This is a genomic window from Nocardia thailandica NBRC 100428 (assembly GCF_000308795.1).
In the GTDB taxonomy this organism is placed as follows: Bacteria; Actinomycetota; Actinomycetes; order Mycobacteriales; family Mycobacteriaceae; genus Nocardia; species Nocardia thailandica.
In genome coordinates this window covers 1-17,373 of the sequence record NZ_BAGK01000311.1, presented here as the reverse complement: position 1 = coordinate 17,373, position 17,373 = coordinate 1, and the positions used below count along the sequence as shown (strand labels likewise).

Sequence of the window (17,373 nt, the reverse complement as noted above, 5' to 3'; positions counted from 1 at the left end):
ACCGCGAATCGGGCATAATCGAATACATGTTCGAATCACGCCAGGTCGATGCCGGGCGGTTGCGGGCATGATCCGGATCGACGCGGCGGACGTCGCGGGCCTGACGAGCGCGCAGACCGCAGCGATGCTGGCGCAGCGCCTCGGCCGTGCCGATGACCTGTCGCGTGCGCGGATGCCGCTGCCGAGTGCACTGGCCCAGTTGCTGCCCGCCGGGGTCGCTGCCGGCTCGATGATCGCCCACACCGGATCCACGCTGCCGGTGCAAGCGATGGCGGCCGCGGTCACTGCCGCGGGCCAGCACGTCGCGCTCGTCGCCCCCACCGGGCGGCCCGACACCGCCTGGAGCCTTCTGGCCGTCCACGAGCTCGGCGGGGACCTTCGCCGGCTCGCGGTCATCGGCCCGGTCCCCGTCGACGGTGCGCAGGCGGTCGTGCACACGCTGCTGGACGGGATGGATCTGGTGATCGCCGGCGCGGGGTTGTCGGCGCCTCGGTCGCTGCGGGTGTTGCAGGCGAGGGCCCGCAAGACCGGCGCGACCCTGCTGATCACCGGCACCGACCGGGTCGAGGGTGCCGATCTGACCGTCACGGCTCGATGCGTGGCCGCCGAGGGGATCGGGCAGGGCAGGGGGCGGCTGCGGGCCCGTGAGCACCAGGTGCGCCTCACTCCACGCGGCGGCCGCGTGGTGCACGGACTGCTTCGCACAGAGCCCGCCGCCGGCGGGCTAATCGAGTGCACCCTGCGATCTGACGCCACTGCAGCACGATGGACCCCGCGGCTTCTGACGGGCACCGACTCATGACCCGCGAGACGGGCGCGGCCCGGCAGCGGCCGGTGCTGGTGGTGCGGCCGCCGATCCGGGTGCAGGTGTGGCCGGACAGGATCTGGCCACCCCAGCGCAGGGCCTGGGGCTCGACGACGACTATGTGGATTCGGGCCACCGGGCTGCGCCTGGACCAGCCCGAGCCGGGAGTGATCACCGCGCTGGTGCTGACTCAGGCCGGGGATGTGCTGTGCGAGGTTGGTTTCGGGGTCAAGGTCGACGGCGAACGACACCGGCTGTGCTTGCTGTTGTCCGCCTCGGACGCGGTAATGCCCGTCGACGACACCGAGCTTGAGCGGTTGCGCGAAATGATTGCGCGGCTGCGCCGCTGAAATCCCGGCCGGGCTGGTGAGTGCGGCGCCGCAGGATCTGCAGCGCCGCCGGGAACGCGGCGGGCCGCACACAGAATTCGCCCTCCCCTTCTCGGCACGTCGGACGACCCGCCCGACGCTGGCGAGCACAACGCAGGCTGCGGCGATCAAGCTGCCGACGACGACAGTCGTAACCGGTAGCTGGTCTGGCAGCGTGGGCCGGTGTGGCGGCGCAGCCCAGTGGTCCTAGCGGTGGTGCGCGATCATAACCGGATGCAACTCAAGGGCGTCAACATCGAATGGGTGCAAGAGACCCTTCGCCAGGCATGCGCACAGTTGGAACCGGTCGAGGAGCTCATCCCTGGACTAAGGCCAGGCAGTACCTTTTACGCACCCCAGTGCGGCATCGAGGATGCCTATGCGGTCGTAGCGCGGGTTCATTCGATCCTGAATCGGCTGTACCCGAACTGGCGTGACGAAAACCCTGCCGACAAGATCTACATGTACTTCTCAGAGGTCTCGGCGGCGAAGACGTTGCTCGCGAGACTTGCGGTACAGGAGGAGGTTTCGAAGAATCTTGGCGGCTGGGATAGTTCGCCAGCGATCACTGCCGGGTCTTTGCATCCGCTGATCTGGCAGGCGGCGGCCGCTCAATGGTCTACTGGGCATCGCCATGAGGCCGTGCTCGCGGCGTCGAAGGCGGTGAATTCGCTGCTGCAGAGCCGCGTTTCGCGGCGCGATGTTTCCGAGAGTGATCTGGTGAAGCAAGCATTCGGCGAGGGCCTCCCGACACCAGGGAAGCCCCGCCTACGGTTCACCGGCATTGCGGATGAGAAGACGGCGAAGTCCATGCAGGGCGGCGTGATGGAGTTCGGCTCTGGGTGCTTTCGCGCCATTCGTAACCCGGTCGGGCACCTGCCCAACGAAGAGGTGGAGCTGGATGAGCAGACCGCGCTGGAACAGCTCACTGCGCTGAGCTTGTTCGCGCGATGGATCGACGCAGCTGAACTCGTCGAAGTGCCCGCCGAGACCAACTAGGCGGCAACGGCCGCGAACTCCCACTGCTGAGGTCATCGAAGAGCGCGAGAGCGGCGAGCTCGCACGGCCGTCGGGTGACAAAGAGGAATCCCACGCCGTTGGCCAGCCAGGGCATCCGAGGTCAGATCCAGTAGGAGCAGGCACTCACTGACATCGAAAGTGACGAATCTCAGTCCTGAGACTCGTCATTGAAATGTCAGTAGCAATTCGTCATCAGAATGTCAGTAAACCGACCGGCGAGCAGGTTGTCGTGATCGAATGAGGGGCAGTGCGCTTGCCCCGGATTTGGTGCAGGCCAGCGGGTTCGGAAGGCGAAGCTGGTGGCCGATGCTGCGAAGCGCGCGCTACAGCACGCCGCGGTCGACCGCCTGGCGGTCTTGGACCAGCACGGCGATCTGAGCAGCGATCATGTGCGGTTGACCGCGCAAACCCTCGGTGTCACCGAACGAACGGTGTGGCGGTGGCTCGCCGACCGCCGCGGCGCGGTGCGCAAAGACGAGCGGCGAGCTCGGTTCCGGATCGACGCACAGTTGCGGGTTCGGTTCGCGTACTGGCGTGGCAATGCCTCCGCGCTGCACCGCGAACTGCGAGAACGCGAACGTGCCGGCGGTCCACCGGCACCGAGCCTGGCGACGTTGCACCGGGCGATCCGTGAGGACATGACCCGCGGCGACATCGCCGGTATCCGCGAGGGTGAACGCTCGCGCCGCAAGTTCGACGTCTTCCTCAAACGACCCAGCACCTACCGCAACGCGGCCTGGGAAGCAGACCACGTGGAAGCAGCGGTGGAAGTCGATGTCGACGGGCGGCTGATGAAGCCGTGGGTGACCTGGTTCGTCGATACCGAGCACTGCGTGATCATGGGCGTGGCCGTCACGCCGAAGACCCCGAACCGCGAAGCGATCCTGGCCGCGTTGCGCGCGGCGATCCTGCGGACACCGCCCTATGGCCCAGCCGGCGGGGTGCCCACCCTCGTCCGGATCGATCAGGGCAAAGACTTCCTCTCGCGCACGGTCAGCGACGCGATGGGCGCGTTCGCGGTGCGGGTGGTGGACCTGCCTGGCTACACCCCACACTTGAAAGGGAGTGTGGAGACGGTCAACGGTGCGGTGGAGCGGATGCTGATCGCGGAAATGCCGCGCTACACCCACGCCCCGGTCGGGATGAACGGTACCCCCACCGATCCGGACGCGCCAGCGTTGCCGTTCGAAGTGTTCGTCGCCGACCTGCTGGGTTGGGTGAACTGGTGGAACACCACCACCGAGCACAACATCGACCGTCTCGACGGGTCGTCGCCGCTGGAATCGTGGCTGGCCGATCCGACCCCGCTGCACGAACTCGACGCGAACAAGCTGTGGATGTTCACCCTCGAAGACGACCGGGCGCACCGCAAGATCACCACCAAGGGCGTCGCGCGGGGGCGCGGGCGCCACTATGTCGCGGATTGGATGGTCGGGATGGTCGGGGCGCGAGTTCGGTTGCGGTACATGCCCAACCACGATCACGAGGTCGAGGTGTTCGACCTGGCCAGCAGCAGGCATCTGGGTTCGGCGTGGCTGGCTGATCAGGCCACCGGTGAACAGATCGGGCGCGTTCGGCGGGCACGCGACCGCAAGGCCGCCCAGCTGCGCCGCGATCTCAAGACTGCTGAGAAGGCCCGGCGCACCCGGTACGCGGCGGTGACGACCGTGGCACCGGCGCAGCGCCTGGGCGCGATGACCGTGGCCGAAGTCGAAGCCGAACTCGGCGACGAGGACTACACCGAGCTCGCGAGCCTGGCGCGGCCGAACCTGATTCCACATTCCCCACCGGCACCGGGATGGGTGCTGCCAGTCGATTTGGACGCACCCGAACCGCAGAAGAAGGGCCGCACGCGGTGACCCGAGGACCGATCACACCGACCGAGGCCGCCGATGACGAGGGCGCCGATCACTATCTGAACCTGCCCGGCGCGCATGTCGTGGCCACCGACGCGCTGCTGGCAGTGCGCGACAACCTCGCCGATGTGATCGAGGCCAAGGCGATGATGTGTGTGCACGGCGACGCCGGACTCGGAAAGACGTTGTCGGTCAACACGTCTCTGCGGGAGCAGCCCGCGGGGTCGGTGTGCCGGGTGCAGTTCCGGGCCCGGCCCACCCCGCGCGATATCCGGCACACGTTGTTCGAGGCGTTGGCGATCGGCGGGGACCCGCCGCGTAAGCCCATCGAGTTCGATCGTGTGCTCAAAGATGTTCTGGCCGAACGGTTTCGGGTGCTGGTCTGCGATGAGGCGCAGTGGATGTCGAGGGAGTGTTTCGAGTACTGGCGTCATCTGTGGGACGACCGGTTCACCGACATGGCGATCGTGTTCGTCGGCGGCGGTGACTGTTATGAGGTGCTGCGCCGGGAACCGATGCTGTCGAGCCGGGTGTATGTGTGGCAGGAGTTCCGGCGGATGCCGCGCGCGCAGGTGCTGCGCGTCATCCCGGCCTACCACCGGATTTGGGCGAACACCGACCCGGAGCTGATCGCGTTCGCAGACAAGAGCGCCGGGCACGGCAACTTCCGGTCCTGGGCCAAGATCACCGCCCACGCCGCGCGCACGCTGGACAAGATCGGGCGCGACACCGTCGACGGCGACGTCCTCGGTTACGTGTTCTCCAAACTGTCCGGGCGCAGCTCATGACCAGCGAGCAGGGCTTGGCCTGCGACCCGATCGTCGACTTGGACGCGGCGAACGCGTGGGAATCGCTGCCGGTACGCCGTCGGCGCCGCCACCGCGTCACCGTGCTGCTGGATCCGCTCGACGACGCGGCCGTGGTCGCGGCCCTGCTCGACGTGCACGACCAGACCGGACCGGTCGTCACGGTGCACCCGACACCGGCGACGCACTCCTCCTCTGCGCTGGCCTTGGACATCCTCGCCGCGCTGGGCCGACCGGTGCGGTATCTCGCGGCGGAGAAGGCCAACGCCCCGTCGAGCCTGTGGCACGCGGTACGCGCATGGGTCGCGGCCGAGGACATCGAGCGGCTGGTGGTGTTGCGCGCGCAACGACTACACAAGGACTCCTGGAACGCGCTGCTCGATCTGTGGCGCGAGACCGGGGTCGGGTTGGTGCTGGTCTGCCACGCAACCTCACGCCCCGCCGTGCTGGCGATGCTCCCGGCCGGGGTGAACCCGCGTGTGGTGGCACCGGTGAGCACGCTGCTTCGCCACTTCCCGCCCGAACGCTCACCCGATGTCGACGCCGAGGTCGAGGTGTTGCCCGATGTGCCCGACGCCGACGTGGTGGCGTTTCGCGCCGAGGCGTTCCGGCGGCTCTCGCGCACGGACTTCGCCCAAGTGGACGAGGTCTACCGTGCCGGGATGGCCGCGGCGTGCCGATGGTTGCACGGCCATCCGGGACCGGTGCTGCCGACAACCAGGGCCGAGGAAGCGTTGCGGCGGATGGGGCCGACTGGTGTGCGGTCGTTGGAGCTGCGGCGGGGCGCGGAAGCGCTCGCGCAGCGCTACGACGAATCTGAATTACGCCATATCGCGGTGGGGCTGCTGTGTTTGAACGGACCCAGGAGTTCGGAGATGCACAAGCTGCCCTACCGGTTCGATGACGACGACGGGTTGGACTGCTTCCTCACCGGCCTGGTCGCTGATTCCCCGACCCGTAACCACACGATCACCCTGTTGCGCGGTGCCCAGGCCGGAGCCCTGCTGCACGGGCTGCTGATCCAGCTGCCCGGCCATTTGACCCGCGCGGCCGGGCCCGGCATGACCGGGCGCCCGATCACCGCGGCGGTGGCCGCGCGGATCCGAGCGGGCACGGTGAGCCCGGTGCATGCCGCGGCGTTGGCGTGCGCGTTGTTCACCGGGTTCGACCGTCATGAACTGGCCCGGATCCCGATCGCCGGGTTGTCGATGGACGCGGGAATGCTGCGCTGGAACAACGCCGAACGCTATCTGTTCGATCGGTCTCCGATCTGGGTGGTCACCAGCGTGCCCCGCCGGGCGCGCCCGATGCTTGCCGCGGCCCGCACCTTCCTGGGGTTACGTGGTGTGGAGCCGAAGAAATCGCTGTTCACCGGTGCGATCAGCTCCGCAGGCCAGATCGTGCCCACAACCGCCGCGCGTGCGGGGATCGCGCTGCCGACGACGATCTCGGCGGCGGGTTCGTGGACGGGCACGGCCACCGCGTGGTGGGTCGGTTCGCCGCTGCACAACGACATGGACTACAGCCGGTGACCGTCAAGCTGCGCCTCAACCACAAGCTGCTCGCTGCCCGCGCCCACGAAATGGGGTTCTCGGCGGCTGCGGTCGTGCGGGAGACCGGATTCAGCCTCACCGACCTCGAACGCGACCCCGACCAGCGCACGGTGACGCTGACGATGCTCTCGCGCCTACACGCTCTGCTGGGTTTGAGCGTGGATGAGATGCTGCTGTCCGATCGCGCCGCGAAAGGGCTCGCCGAACACGATCGCGACGCGATCGACGCGATCGACGCGATCGACGCGATCGACGCCGCCAGCCACGCCCGAACCTTGCTCGCGGTGCTGGTCAGCCGGGACGGGATCGGCGTCGATGTCTTGCTCGCGGCGACACGATGGTCAATCGCCGAGTTCGAGGCCGCCCTGACATATCTACGCGCGCAACTGGATCAGACCGCGTTGCAGGTCGTCGCCACCGACGTCGTGCTACATCTCGCGCTGCGCCCGGGCGCACTGCCTGGCCCGCTCCGGGCGGCGTTGGCGCGGCCGACCGCGATGCGGCGCGGCCTGGACGCCGACACCGCGATCCAATTGCTGCGATTGGTGCGCAAGGAAATCCTGCGCCCGGTCCCGGGCGGGCCGATCCCGCTGCCCTCGGAGGTCAACGCCGACCGCGACATCGACACCCGCCGGCTTCTCGATGCCGGAATCGCGGTCGGGCGCGGCACCAAACGTGGCGACGAGCTCGTGATCACCTTCGACGACTACGACGGGATCACCGATTCCGAACAAGCCGTCGCGGGCCTGCGGATCCATCCTGATGTGATGTTCGGTCTCGGGCTGGCCGAGCGGCCCGCCCGGCGGAGGCCTGCATCGAAATAGTTCCTACAGTGTGGATTCGAGAGCGGTGACGTTGGCGGTCAGTGCGGCCCGCAGTTCGGTGGGGTCGCCGCCCTCTTCGGGGCGCGCTCCTGTGTCGAGCAGCGCGATCGCCTTGCTGAACTCGCGCACCGTTCGATGAATTAACGCTTCGGGAACCGCGATTTGGCCGGGCGGACGGCAGAGTGCTTCGATGAGACCCAGAAGACACCAGGTTGACGATCTGATGGATCTGGTCCGGGCGTGTTCGCGGTCGGAGTCGCGGTCAGGGCGAGCTGAGCACCGATCGCCACACCGGCGTTGGTCCGCCCGGCCACCCCAGTCGAGACGACGCGAGTCCGGTGTGAGGGTGAGGACGTCGGCGCCGGGCTGCTCGTGTGCGAGTTGGAATGCCATGGAACTGGCCATGTTCTGTATGGTCTCGTCGCCGAAGTCTCTGCGAGCGGTCTGTTCGGTCACCCGCAACGCCATCGCGACGGCCTCGACCCTGGCTTGGATTTCCAGACCGACGGGCTCGCGGGGGGCAGACCAGTCCCCGGCGCTGCGTCTCCGCCATGAATACGTCGATGCGGCCGTCCAGCCACATCCGTCGGGGGGCTCACCGGCAAAAGTGTGGCACAGCAGGTCTCGACAGTTCTTGGGGTGCCAGTGTCGGCCCGATGACGATGCCGTCGGCGCACCCGTGGCGGTGCGACATTCCGAGTGCTGGCCCGTAAACCCGCTGGGAAATGCAGCTTTCGTCGGGTTCGTTGGTTCAGCTGACGATGAGAGTGTTGCCGTCGACCATGACAGCCCGCTCGGGCAGCGGACGTTGAGCGGGGCCTTTGGCGACAGAACCGTCGGTGAGCCGGAATTTGCTGCCGTGGCACGGGCATTTCACGACGTCGCCGTCGACGTCGGTGACCGCGCAGCCTTGATGGGTGCACACCGCGGAGAACGCCTTGTACACCCCGTCGCTGGGTTGGGTCACCAGGATCCGATGTTCGGGAAACACTGCGGCACCGCCGATGTCGATCCCGGCGCGCGCGACGCGCACCGGCTGACCATCCGATTGTGAAGCTTGCCCGGTCGCGCAGCCGGTGACCGCGACGGCGCACAGGGTGCACGCACCGGCCAGGGCAGTACGCCGGGTGATAGGTGTCGTGGTGACAGAGTCTGTGTTCATGCGGCCACCAGCAGTCCGGTCGCCCACATCGTGACCAGACCGGCCGCGATCCCGGCGAGGGTGCGGATACCGATCGTGGTCGTACCGGGTTCGCGCACACTGGGGGTGATCTGCACGATCACCTGGATGATCGCGCCAACGCCGATGCCGAGGAGTAGCGCGGAGACTTCGGGATTGTTGGCACCGGCCCCGATGACCGCGCCCAGGATCGCCGGTGCACCGGCGATGAGCCCCAGCCCGGCCAACGCGGCCAGCGAGGGGCGGCGCTCGGTCAGAGGTGAGACGACGGCCAGGCCCTCGGTCGTGTTCTGAATGGTGAAGCCGATGACGAGGAAGGTGCCGAGCGCGAGTTCGCCGATGGCGTAGGCGGATCCGATGGCGAGGCCTTCGCCGAGGTTGTGCAAGCCGATGCCGATCGCGATCATCAATGCCAATCGGGTGCCGCTCGCGGCGCCTTGCTCGGCGGCGGCGGTTCGGTGGCTGCGCAGCCATTGATCGACCGCGGTCAGCGTCAGGAAAGCCAAGATCGCGCCCAGGACGACCAGCGATGCCCCGCCGAACGGGCCGCCGGAGGTGTCGGCGATCTCGAATCCTTCGCGGGTGCCTTCCCAGGCGAGGAACACCAGCAGCCCGATGGTGAAACCGAGCAGGACTCGCACGGTGGTGGTGCCGACCGAGCGCAGGAAGGGCAGGAACAGCATGCCCAGCACGACGGGGATGATGCCGACGTAGGTTCCCAGCAATGCCATCAACCCGAAGAACGACGCTCCCGCCCTTGGGGTTTCGACTGCGGCGGCGATGTCGTGTTCGATCACCAGTCCGGTGGAGGTGAGCATCGAGACCTTGTAGGGCTGCCCGTTCTGCCACGGGTAGTCCAGCACCAGGTGCGCAGAGGACAACCGCCCGATCGGTTCGGCGGGGCCGGTGAAGTCGACGTAGGTGTCGTTGACGAAGATCTGCGCGATTGCGACTGGGTCGGGCCCGGTGTTGCGCAGGTTCAGCTCGATCGTGCCGGGTTCGAGGACGACTTGTTCGACGCCGATCTCCTCGACCGGTGGGCCGGCGCGGTCGGGCAGGCTCGCCCCGCCGAGCAGGGCGAGCCCGATCAACGCCAGTACCAACAGGATCAGGGCGGCCACGCCGAGCAGCCAAGGTCGGCGCGTAGCGGGGGTGGTGGTGCTCATCAGTCGCTCACCTCGAAGAACCCCATCCACCCGAGTTCGGCAAATTCGGTTTTGTGGGCATGGAACATGTACTTGCCCGGGTGCGGGAACCGCATCTCGCAGATCCCGCGCTGGCCTTGGCCCTGCACGATCGTGTCGGTGAATTCCGAGGACTGCAGCCGGGTGCCGGTCGGGTAGTAGTCGAAGAAGTTGCCGTGGACATGGAAGCTGTTGATCGGGTCGTACTCGAGCACGTTGACCAGGTAGATACGGACCAGTTCGTTGCGTTTCACCCGCACCGGTTCGTGCATGTAGTGGAACGGGATCCCGTTGACCGCGTAGAGCTGGTTGCCTTCACCGTCGAAAGTGGTGTTGTAGCCGTGCATCACCATCACCATCTCGTCCGCGGGTGGGCGCGGGGTCGGTGGGTCGACGATGAATGTGCCGTACATGCCGCGCGCGATGTGCTCGGCCAGCGGGCCGACGTGGCAGTGGAACAGGTGCAGCCCGAACGGGGTCGCGTCGAACTCGTAGGTCGTGGACTGACCTGGCTGGATGATCCCGGCGCCGAGGCCGGCGATGCCGTCCATCTCGGCGGGGTGGATGCCGTGGAAGTGCAGGGTGTGCGGATGCTCGGAGCCGTTGCGGAAATGCACCCGCAGCAATTCTCCTTCCCGGCAGCGCAGGGTCGGGCCGGGGACGCGGGCGTTGAGTGTCCAGGCGGGGAAGGTGACACCGGGGGCGACTTCGATGTCCTCGTCGCTGGCGAAGACCTCCCACTCGCGCAAGGTCCGCCCGTCGGGCAACCGCGTGGTGGTGCCGTAGTCGAAGTCGCGTAGGACCTGGGTCGGGTTGAACCCGTTGGCGGTGTGGTCGACGGTCTGCCCGATGCGGAAGGTGGGGCCGTCGGCTCCGCCGCCGTGGCCGGCAGGGACTGGTGCTTGGGCTTTGGCTGGTGACGCGTCGAGCAGGCTGCGGCCCGCCAGCGCCAATCCGGCGGTGCTCGCCAGTGCACCGCCCAACAGAAAACGGCGGCTCGGATCATTCATAGTCCCGATAGTTTGGCATACCGAAAATTTGGATTCAACATGCCGAAACATTGCCACCGGCCGGTATGGGCATCCAGTGCCGACCGGCCGACCAACGTCGTCCGCTGTCGACGGACGGCCGAGATCGAATCCGACGGGAATCCGATCCTGGCCGCCACACGTCCAACAGTCCTTTGCCGATTACGACCGACTGACTGCGACCTCGGCTGGTTGCGAGGTCTCAGGGGGCACGATTCGTCCCAGGATGTAGACGCCGATCGCTGCCACGACGCCGATGGCCACCAACACCGACCAGGCCAGCGCGCCGGATCCGCTGCGACGGGCGAGGTCGAGCAGCGTCGCGGTGCCGAGGTTGCCGACCAGGACACCGGTACCGACCACGGTGTTGTAGAACCCGTAATGGGTGGCGACGAGACGGTTCCCGGACACCGCGACAATGGTGTCCATCTCGAACGGGAAGACCGCCGCGCTGCCGATGGCAAGCAACGCCGCCGATATCAACAGCGCCGCCACCGCTGCGCTGCCACCGGGGCCGGGGAACAACAACATCGGCGTGAACGCGACACCGAGCGTCCCCACTCCGATTGCCAGGCCCCCTCGGCGCCCGTAGCGAACGGACAGCCATCGTGTGATGCGCATCTGCCCGAGCACCGACACGGTGCCGAACACGACGAACACGGCTGTCACCAACCCGGTGCCAGGATGCTGACCGCTCAGGATCGCTGCGTGCAGGGGCATCGCGAGATAGACCTGGAAGGAGAGCACGTAGGCGCCGATCATCGCGATCGAGAACCCGACGAACGTTCGGTTGGTGACGACCGTCCGCCAGTCCTGGCCGACGGAGGTCTTTTCACCGCCTGCGCAGACGGGGTGAGACGGCAGCGCTGCGAGTTGACCGACGGTCAGGATCGCGAACACCGCGGCCGCACAGGCGGCAGTCACCTGAAAGTCCAGGGTCATCAACCCGAGCCCGACGAGCGGGCCGGCCAGGATGCCGGCCTGATAGAACAGGTTGAACATCGCGAAGGTTTCCACCCGCTGCTTCCCTGCGTCGGCCGCGAGGTAGCCGCGGACCGCAGGGTTGAACAGGGCGCCGGCGAAGCCTGTGGCCGCCGAGGCGATCACCAGTGCGGGCAAGGTGTCGACTACGGCGAGTAGACCGAATCCGGCGGTGCGCAGCAGACACCCGGCGACGATCAGCGGCTTGAAGCCGAGCCTGTCGGCCAGAGTTCCCCCGATCAGGAACATCCCTTGCTGGGAGAAGTTGCGCACTCCGAGCACGAGTCCGACCGTCCACGCGGCCAGCCCGAGCGCGCCGGAAAGATACCCGGCGAGATAGGGCATGAGCATATAGAAGCCCAGGTTGATGGCGAACTGATTGATCATCAGCAGCTGACTGGGCCGGTTGAGCTCGCGCCATGAGCCAACGGTCGCGATCACCCGATGGCCTCGGCGACCGCGTGGGTGTTCGCAGATTGCAACTGATGTGGGTCGATCACGTTGGTGCAGCGCGTCCACGAGGTGACCACAGCCTCGGCGGGGTCGGCGATGGTGACGGGTTCGGTAGGCGGCGCGTGATCGAGTAGGTCGTTGACGCGGCAGTAGTTGTCGTTGAAGACGGTGTCGTAGTAGCGGTGGGGCCCGTCGGGAAAGACCGCGGCGATGCGCGTGTCGGGGTTGGTGGTGGCCGCGGTCCAGCCTGCAACCAGCGCGACCGCGCCCACGCTCCACCCACCAGTCGCGTGGTGAGTGCGTGCCAGGGTCCGGGCGGCCCACACCGCTTCGCCCGGGGCGACCCAGTGCACTTCGTCGAACGCGGCGTAATCGACATTGCCCGGATAGATACTCGAGCCCAGCCCGCGCATCAACCGGGTACCGGCGGGTTGGCCGAAGATGGTGGAGGCGATGGTGTCCACGCCGACCAACCGCAGCTGTGGGCAGTACCGGCGCAGGACGCGGGCGATGCCCGCCGAGTGCCCGCCGGTGCCGACCGAACAGACCAGTACATCGACGCGCCCCAGTTGGGCGATCAGTTCCAGCGCGAGTGGGCTGTAGGCGTCGATGTTGTCGGGGTTGTTGTACTGGTCGGGACACCACGCTGTCGGGTCGGTGGCCAGCAGCGCATCGACACGGTCACGGCGAGCCTGCTGCCACCCCCCGACCGGATGGGGTGCGTGCACAGTGTCGACGGTGGCGCCGTAGGCGGCGAGCATGCTGCACATCAGAGGTTCCATGCCAGGGTCGCTGACCAGGGTGAGCGGATGGCCGTACGTCGTGGCAGCAAGCGCCAACCCCAACCCCATTGTTCCGCTGGTTGATTCGATGATCCGGGCGCCAGGGGTGAGGTCACCGCGGCCGAGGGCCCGTTCGACCATGCACAGGGCGGGTCGGTCCTTCATGCCGCCGCCGGGGTTGGCGGCTTCGAGTTTGGCCCAGAACCCGTGTCCGCGGGGCGCCAGGGGAGCCCCGATCCACAGGACCGGGGTGTTACCGACCAAAGTGGCGGGGCGCAGGCAGCGCGTACCGGTGGTCAGCAGAGTCGCAGGAGTGAAGCCCAGATCGTCGAGCACAGCATTCATGACGATGTCCGTTCTGTTCGGCAGCGAGCATGAGCAGGGCAGCCGACACCGGCCGACGGATCACTGCACGTCGGCCTGACGCTGACCGATCAGCGCCTGCTGATTCCGAAACGGATCAATATCTGAGCGCCCGCCGCGGAGAACGGCGCGCCGCCACGTGGGGGCGCCCGGCTGTGGTCCTCTTGCACTACAGCCTGCTCGGTAGCCATCTCCGTCACCGCTGGGATCGATACGCGGTCCTCGCCGCGAGGAAGAACCCCGGTCGCCCGCACCCCGTCATACGGACAGTGTGTGTGATCAGCTCCGAGATCAGCGTGCCCGCAGCCTTCGAGGGCCGCTGCACTTGATGCCGATGCCGATACCGATACCGATGCTGGTGCTGTGGTGGTGGTGCGATGGAGGTGTTGGGCGATGTCGCCGGGCCCGAGGAGGCGGCAGTCAGACAGAGCCAGGGCCAGCAAGATACTTGCCGTGACGATGGCGATCGCCGGCCACACGCTCGGGTACCGCACGTAGCGCCGCACGGCAGCCGATCGTACGCCCCGTCACGCCTGGATGATCACGGTCACCGCACCGCACGGCGAGTCGCATCGGACCGATCGGACCTGGCGCTGCGGGCCTACCGAACTGAAGGCGATCACCGTGACCCAACGTGACCTAGGCCTCAATGCCGTTGCGGGATAGTTACTCTCATCAATCACCGCCGTTTTCCGGACGGCGTCGAGCCGGCCGGGCAACGGAAATCATATTCAAATATGCGCATGCAACACCGATCAGCTACGCTGCCCTCGGCCATTGGGCCTGCCAACAGAAGGGATGTCGACTATGGGAGCCGAGCACGCGCTGGCGGAGCACACCGCCACGACCGGCGGACATGCCCACGACAACAACGCCAACGCACACCATGGCCATGGTCATTCGCACGGCGTATCGGCCGATGCAGATAGGCGCTGGCTGGTCCTGGCACTCGGGTTGATTGTCGCGTTCATGGCAGTGGAGGTGATCGTCGGTGTGATGGCGCAATCGCTGGCATTGCTCTCCGATGCCGCGCACATGCTCACCGACGCCGCGTCGATCGTGCTGGCGCTGATCGCGATCCGGCTGGCCAAACGGCCCGCGCGGGGGCGGTTCACCTACGGATTCAAACGTGCCGAGATCCTGTCTGCTCAAGCCAATGGGATCACCCTGCTGCTGCTCGCGGCATGGTTTCTCTACGAGGGCGTCCAGCGTCTCGTCAATCCGCCCGAGGTTTCCGGTCCGCTGGTCTTGATCACCGCCTTGGTGGGCATTGTGGTCAACATCGTCGCGGCATGGAGTATCAGCCAGGCCAACCGCACCAGCCTCAATGTCGAGGGTGCGTTCCAGCACATCCTCAACGACTTGTACGCGTTCATCGGCACCGCCATCGCCGGCGCTGTGGTGTGGCTGTCCGGATTCGCCCGCGCCGACGCGATCGCCGCGCTGGTAGTGGCGGTGCTGATGGCCAAGGCTGGATGGTCGCTTGTTCGCGAGTCCGGGCGCATCTTTCTCGAGGCCGCGCCTGCACATCTCGACCCGGACCAGATCGGTAGCCGCCTGGCCTCGGTGCCGCAGGTGAGCGAGATCCACGATCTGCACATTTGGCAGATCACCTCGGGGCAGCCGTCGCTGTCGGCGCATGTGCTCGTCGCCGATGCGGCCGACTGCCATTCCGTGAGATCGGGGATCGAATCGGTCCTGCACGACGAATTCGGTCTGGAACACACGACGCTGCAGGTGGACCACGCGGCTGATGTTCATGCAGGGGCTGGCGATGGGCATTGTGCTGATCCTCACGGGCCGGTTCACCGAGCCTCGGTATCCGATCCTGCCCGCGGGTGACCCGTCGCTGTACGACGGGCGCACCGCCGCCGTCTGGTCCTGGTCATGGTTCGGTTCACCAGGGGCGCGGCCGCGCGCGTGATCGAGGTGAGGACTACCGCCACTGAGGTCCCGATCGTGAGCGCCAGCACGACATCGATGAGGTAGTCGTGACCGACGTAGACCCGGGCAACCAGGAATCCGCTGACGCTGGCCCACACCGCAATCCCCAGATTTCGGTCGATCTGCGCGAGCACCGCCGCCACCGCGGCAGCAGCGCTCAGCGTGGCATCGGGAAGGGAATAGGTGTTGGTGCAGTACTCGAGCACTATTCTTGTCTGATCGATCGCGCATGGCGGGTGGTGCTGCGCCGACGCCGCGGTGATCCGGGCGAGCAGATACGCCAGTCCGGATGCCGCAACCGCCGTGCTGATCGCCGGAAACGGAGCAGCAGCGGCAGTTCTGCGGGTACTCCACCTTGCGGCGAACAGCGCCAACGGAGCCAACACAATGCCGAATCTGTCCACGGCGAGCATCACCGGATGCAACCACTGGGTGGCGTCCGCGGAGCGATTGATCGCGCGGCTCACCGATCCGTCGGTACCGATCCCATCCAGTCCGTACTGGATGAGCGTGCGCAGCATGGACCGGGGATTCCTGTGCTGATGAGTGCCGTGCGCGCCCAACGAAGAGATCCACCAAGAGCTGGGGGATGTCAGGTCATTCACGCACACCAGCCAGATATATGGGGGCCCAATTCAGTTCGGTTGGCATGCTGACAGCCCACACACCGCAGCGGCGTTCGCTCGGCAGTCCTCGGGTGCTGATCTCCATGCTCCTTGTCGGCCCTGCCGCCCCAACAATGTGGCGCGGCACCGAATGGCTCCCGCTGATGGCTGCCGCGAAGGACCTCACGCCGTCCCTCACCTGCTGGATCATGTGCCGACTCGGGCGCGCTGTCGGCGTAGTCGATCCCAGCGATCATCGCGTAAGGCCGAGTCGCTGTGCGAGCCAGTCCATCTCGATGCGCAGTCCAGCCGACCACACCGACCAATTGTGGCCTCCCGGCAGCTCGCGGGTCGTGATCGTCATGCCCGCGGCTCGGGCAGCGGCGGCAATGCTGCGTTGGGCGCTGAGCGTGGTGTCGTCCTCGGTGCCGGTGACGAGAGCTCCCGCCGAGTTCGGGTAGCGGCGAGTCCTCAGCAGCGTCGGCGGGTTGACGCGTTCGAAGGCGGCGGTGTCACCGCCGAAGGCGGCCTGCACGGTTTGTCGCCGGTCACCGAGGCTGGGTTCGGCGTCGCCGGACAGGTCGAGGAAACTGGGGTAGCGATCGGGATAGTTGGTGGCGATCTGCAGCGCGCAGGTTCCGCCATAGGACATGCCACCGATCGCCCAACGTCTCGGGTCGGGATCAACCTGCAAACGTCCGTTCACCCACGCCGGAACATCGATAGCTAGGTACGAGGCGACCTTTCCGAGACGAGAGTCCAAACACAGTGGGTTTCGCCACGCTCCCCCGGTCGCGTCAGCGATCACCGTCACGGGCGCAAGCCCGCCGTGTGCGGCGGCGAAGGCGTCCATGGTCTGGTCCACACGTCCGCCGTTGAGCCAATCGACGGGACTCCCGGGCTGTCCGGGCAGCAGAACCAGCACTGGCAACAACGGGCGGGGATCGGTGAAATAGGCCGGGGGCAGATAGATTTCGGCAGGCCGAGCGCGGAACCCCGAGCGTGTCCCCGGGATCACCGCGCGAACGACACGGCCGTCGACCTGTGTGGGCGGCGGAGGGCTCCACACGCTTTCGATCGGCCAGCCGGTCACCGGGTTAGGTTGCGCGGCCGGCACCGCGGTCAGCGATATCCGGTTGTCGCTGCCCGTTCCGAGCAGGTCTTCCAGAGTCGGGTACGCGCCGAACTCCAGATTGATCTGCACCGCGCACGCGGTGATCACGCATACTGCGGCTGTCACTGCGGCGATCCGTCGGATCCATCGCGGTGTCACCGATATCCGAACAGCGAGCAAAGCCAGCGCCGCGACCGCGATGCCCACCCAGGTGTACACCGAGCGTGGCAGCGCGTCGGGGAACGGTCGCCACCATCGTTCGACCACCACCCAGATGACGATGGCCGCACCGAAGCCCAGTCCCGCGCACTCGGCGACGGCCTGAGCGCTCAGACGTCGTCGCGCTCCGATCAACCAAGCCGCGCAGAGAGCCCCGACTCCTGACAACAGCCACGGCAACGGCCCGGTCACTAGTGACCATTGCATGATCAACGTCGACCGACACCGGTGCGGGCCGTTGTGGACGCACCGGATCCGGTGATCAACGTGTTAGTCATGGTCTCCCGA

The 17,373-nt window shown here is 66.9% G+C and carries 17 protein-coding genes; 8 read left to right on the top strand and 9 right to left on the bottom strand.

Features of this window, described 5'->3' with window-relative positions; translation table 11 throughout:
- The first annotated feature begins 67 nt into the window (after nucleotides 1-67).
- From imuA' to ON36_RS31750, 7 genes are all read left to right on the top strand, one after another.
- Entirely contained in the window at nucleotides 68-802 is a 735-nt protein-coding gene (gene imuA', locus ON36_RS33220) for a DnaE2-dependent mutagenesis accessory factor ImuA' (RefSeq protein WP_052314603.1), read from the top strand.
- A complete protein-coding gene (locus ON36_RS31775; RefSeq protein WP_043661565.1) occupies nucleotides 799-1,155 on the top strand; it encodes a hypothetical protein in 357 nt (118 codons plus the stop codon). The genes imuA' and ON36_RS31775 overlap by 4 nt, the downstream gene beginning before the upstream one ends.
- 252 nt (nucleotides 1,156-1,407) lie before the next feature.
- Nucleotides 1,408-2,172, top strand: coding sequence for a TIGR02391 family protein (locus tag ON36_RS31770; RefSeq protein ID WP_157225133.1), 765 nt, complete (start codon nucleotides 1,408-1,410; stop codon nucleotides 2,170-2,172).
- A 368-nt stretch (nucleotides 2,173-2,540) separates the two neighbouring features.
- Nucleotides 2,541-4,052, top strand: a complete 1,512-nt coding sequence (locus tag ON36_RS31765; RefSeq protein WP_081433350.1) for a TnsB C-terminal domain-containing protein — start codon at nucleotides 2,541-2,543, stop codon at nucleotides 4,050-4,052.
- Nucleotides 4,049-4,837 (top strand): AAA family ATPase, encoded by a 789-nt coding sequence (locus ON36_RS31760; RefSeq protein WP_011212273.1) that lies wholly within the window; start codon nucleotides 4,049-4,051, stop codon nucleotides 4,835-4,837. Before ON36_RS31765 ends, ON36_RS31760 begins: the two co-directional genes overlap by 4 nt.
- Before the next feature lie 131 nt (nucleotides 4,838-4,968).
- Nucleotides 4,969-6,387 carry a hypothetical protein gene (locus tag ON36_RS33215; RefSeq protein ID WP_157225132.1) on the top strand — a complete coding sequence of 473 codons (1,419 nt, stop codon included), beginning with the start codon at nucleotides 4,969-4,971 and terminating at the stop codon, nucleotides 6,385-6,387.
- Nucleotides 6,384-7,232 carry a hypothetical protein gene (locus ON36_RS31750; RefSeq protein ID WP_011212271.1) on the top strand — a complete coding sequence of 283 codons (849 nt, stop codon included), beginning with the start codon at nucleotides 6,384-6,386 and terminating at the stop codon, nucleotides 7,230-7,232. Before ON36_RS33215 ends, ON36_RS31750 begins: the two co-directional genes overlap by 4 nt.
- A 3-nt stretch (nucleotides 7,233-7,235) precedes the next feature.
- Here the strand turns inward: ON36_RS31750 and ON36_RS36730 are convergent, their stop codons facing one another.
- The 7 genes from ON36_RS36730 to ON36_RS37125 all read right to left on the bottom strand — a co-directional run bounded on the left by ON36_RS36730 (nucleotide 7,236) and on the right by ON36_RS37125 (nucleotide 13,682).
- Nucleotides 7,236-7,361, bottom strand: coding sequence for a hypothetical protein (locus ON36_RS36730; protein WP_269454321.1), 126 nt, complete (start codon nucleotides 7,359-7,361; stop codon nucleotides 7,236-7,238).
- A 622-nt stretch (nucleotides 7,362-7,983) separates the two neighbouring features.
- Nucleotides 7,984-8,265: a Rieske (2Fe-2S) protein gene (locus ON36_RS31745; RefSeq protein ID WP_231858035.1), complete on the bottom strand. Its 282-nt coding sequence runs from the start codon at nucleotides 8,263-8,265 to the stop codon at nucleotides 7,984-7,986.
- Between the two features lie 125 nt (nucleotides 8,266-8,390).
- Nucleotides 8,391-9,578, bottom strand: a complete 1,188-nt coding sequence (locus tag ON36_RS31740; protein ID WP_011212269.1) for a ZIP family metal transporter — start codon at nucleotides 9,576-9,578, stop codon at nucleotides 8,391-8,393.
- The gene (locus ON36_RS31735) at nucleotides 9,578-10,606 is read right to left on the bottom strand and encodes a multicopper oxidase domain-containing protein (RefSeq protein ID WP_011212268.1); all 1,029 of its coding nucleotides are present in this window, start codon (nucleotides 10,604-10,606) and stop codon (nucleotides 9,578-9,580) included. The genes ON36_RS31740 and ON36_RS31735 overlap by 1 nt, the downstream gene beginning before the upstream one ends.
- A gap of 180 nt (nucleotides 10,607-10,786) precedes the next feature.
- Entirely contained in the window at nucleotides 10,787-12,046 is a 1,260-nt protein-coding gene (locus tag ON36_RS31730) for an MFS transporter (RefSeq protein ID WP_011212267.1), read from the bottom strand.
- Nucleotides 12,043-13,185, bottom strand: a complete 1,143-nt coding sequence (locus ON36_RS31725) for a PLP-dependent cysteine synthase family protein (RefSeq protein WP_011212266.1) — start codon at nucleotides 13,183-13,185, stop codon at nucleotides 12,043-12,045. Before ON36_RS31725 ends, ON36_RS31730 begins: the two co-directional genes overlap by 4 nt.
- A gap of 89 nt (nucleotides 13,186-13,274) precedes the next feature.
- A complete protein-coding gene (locus ON36_RS37125; RefSeq protein ID WP_506330771.1) occupies nucleotides 13,275-13,682 on the bottom strand; it encodes a hypothetical protein in 408 nt (135 codons plus the stop codon).
- A 328-nt stretch (nucleotides 13,683-14,010) separates the two neighbouring features.
- On the opposite strand from ON36_RS37125, the gene ON36_RS31720 reads away from it, so the two are divergent.
- A complete protein-coding gene (locus ON36_RS31720; RefSeq protein WP_052314601.1) occupies nucleotides 14,011-15,045 on the top strand; it encodes a cation diffusion facilitator family transporter in 1,035 nt (344 codons plus the stop codon).
- Here ON36_RS31720 and ON36_RS31715 read toward each other — a convergent pair.
- Together ON36_RS31715 and ON36_RS31710 are read right to left on the bottom strand one after the other, a co-directional pair.
- Nucleotides 15,009-15,668: a hypothetical protein gene (locus ON36_RS31715; RefSeq protein ID WP_011212264.1), complete on the bottom strand. Its 660-nt coding sequence runs from the start codon at nucleotides 15,666-15,668 to the stop codon at nucleotides 15,009-15,011. The two genes, ON36_RS31720 and ON36_RS31715, sit on opposite strands and share 37 nt — an antisense overlap.
- A 337-nt stretch (nucleotides 15,669-16,005) precedes the next feature.
- Nucleotides 16,006-17,292: an alpha/beta hydrolase gene (locus tag ON36_RS31710; protein WP_041561511.1), complete on the bottom strand. Its 1,287-nt coding sequence runs from the start codon at nucleotides 17,290-17,292 to the stop codon at nucleotides 16,006-16,008.
- Between the last annotated feature and the right edge of the window lie 81 nt (nucleotides 17,293-17,373).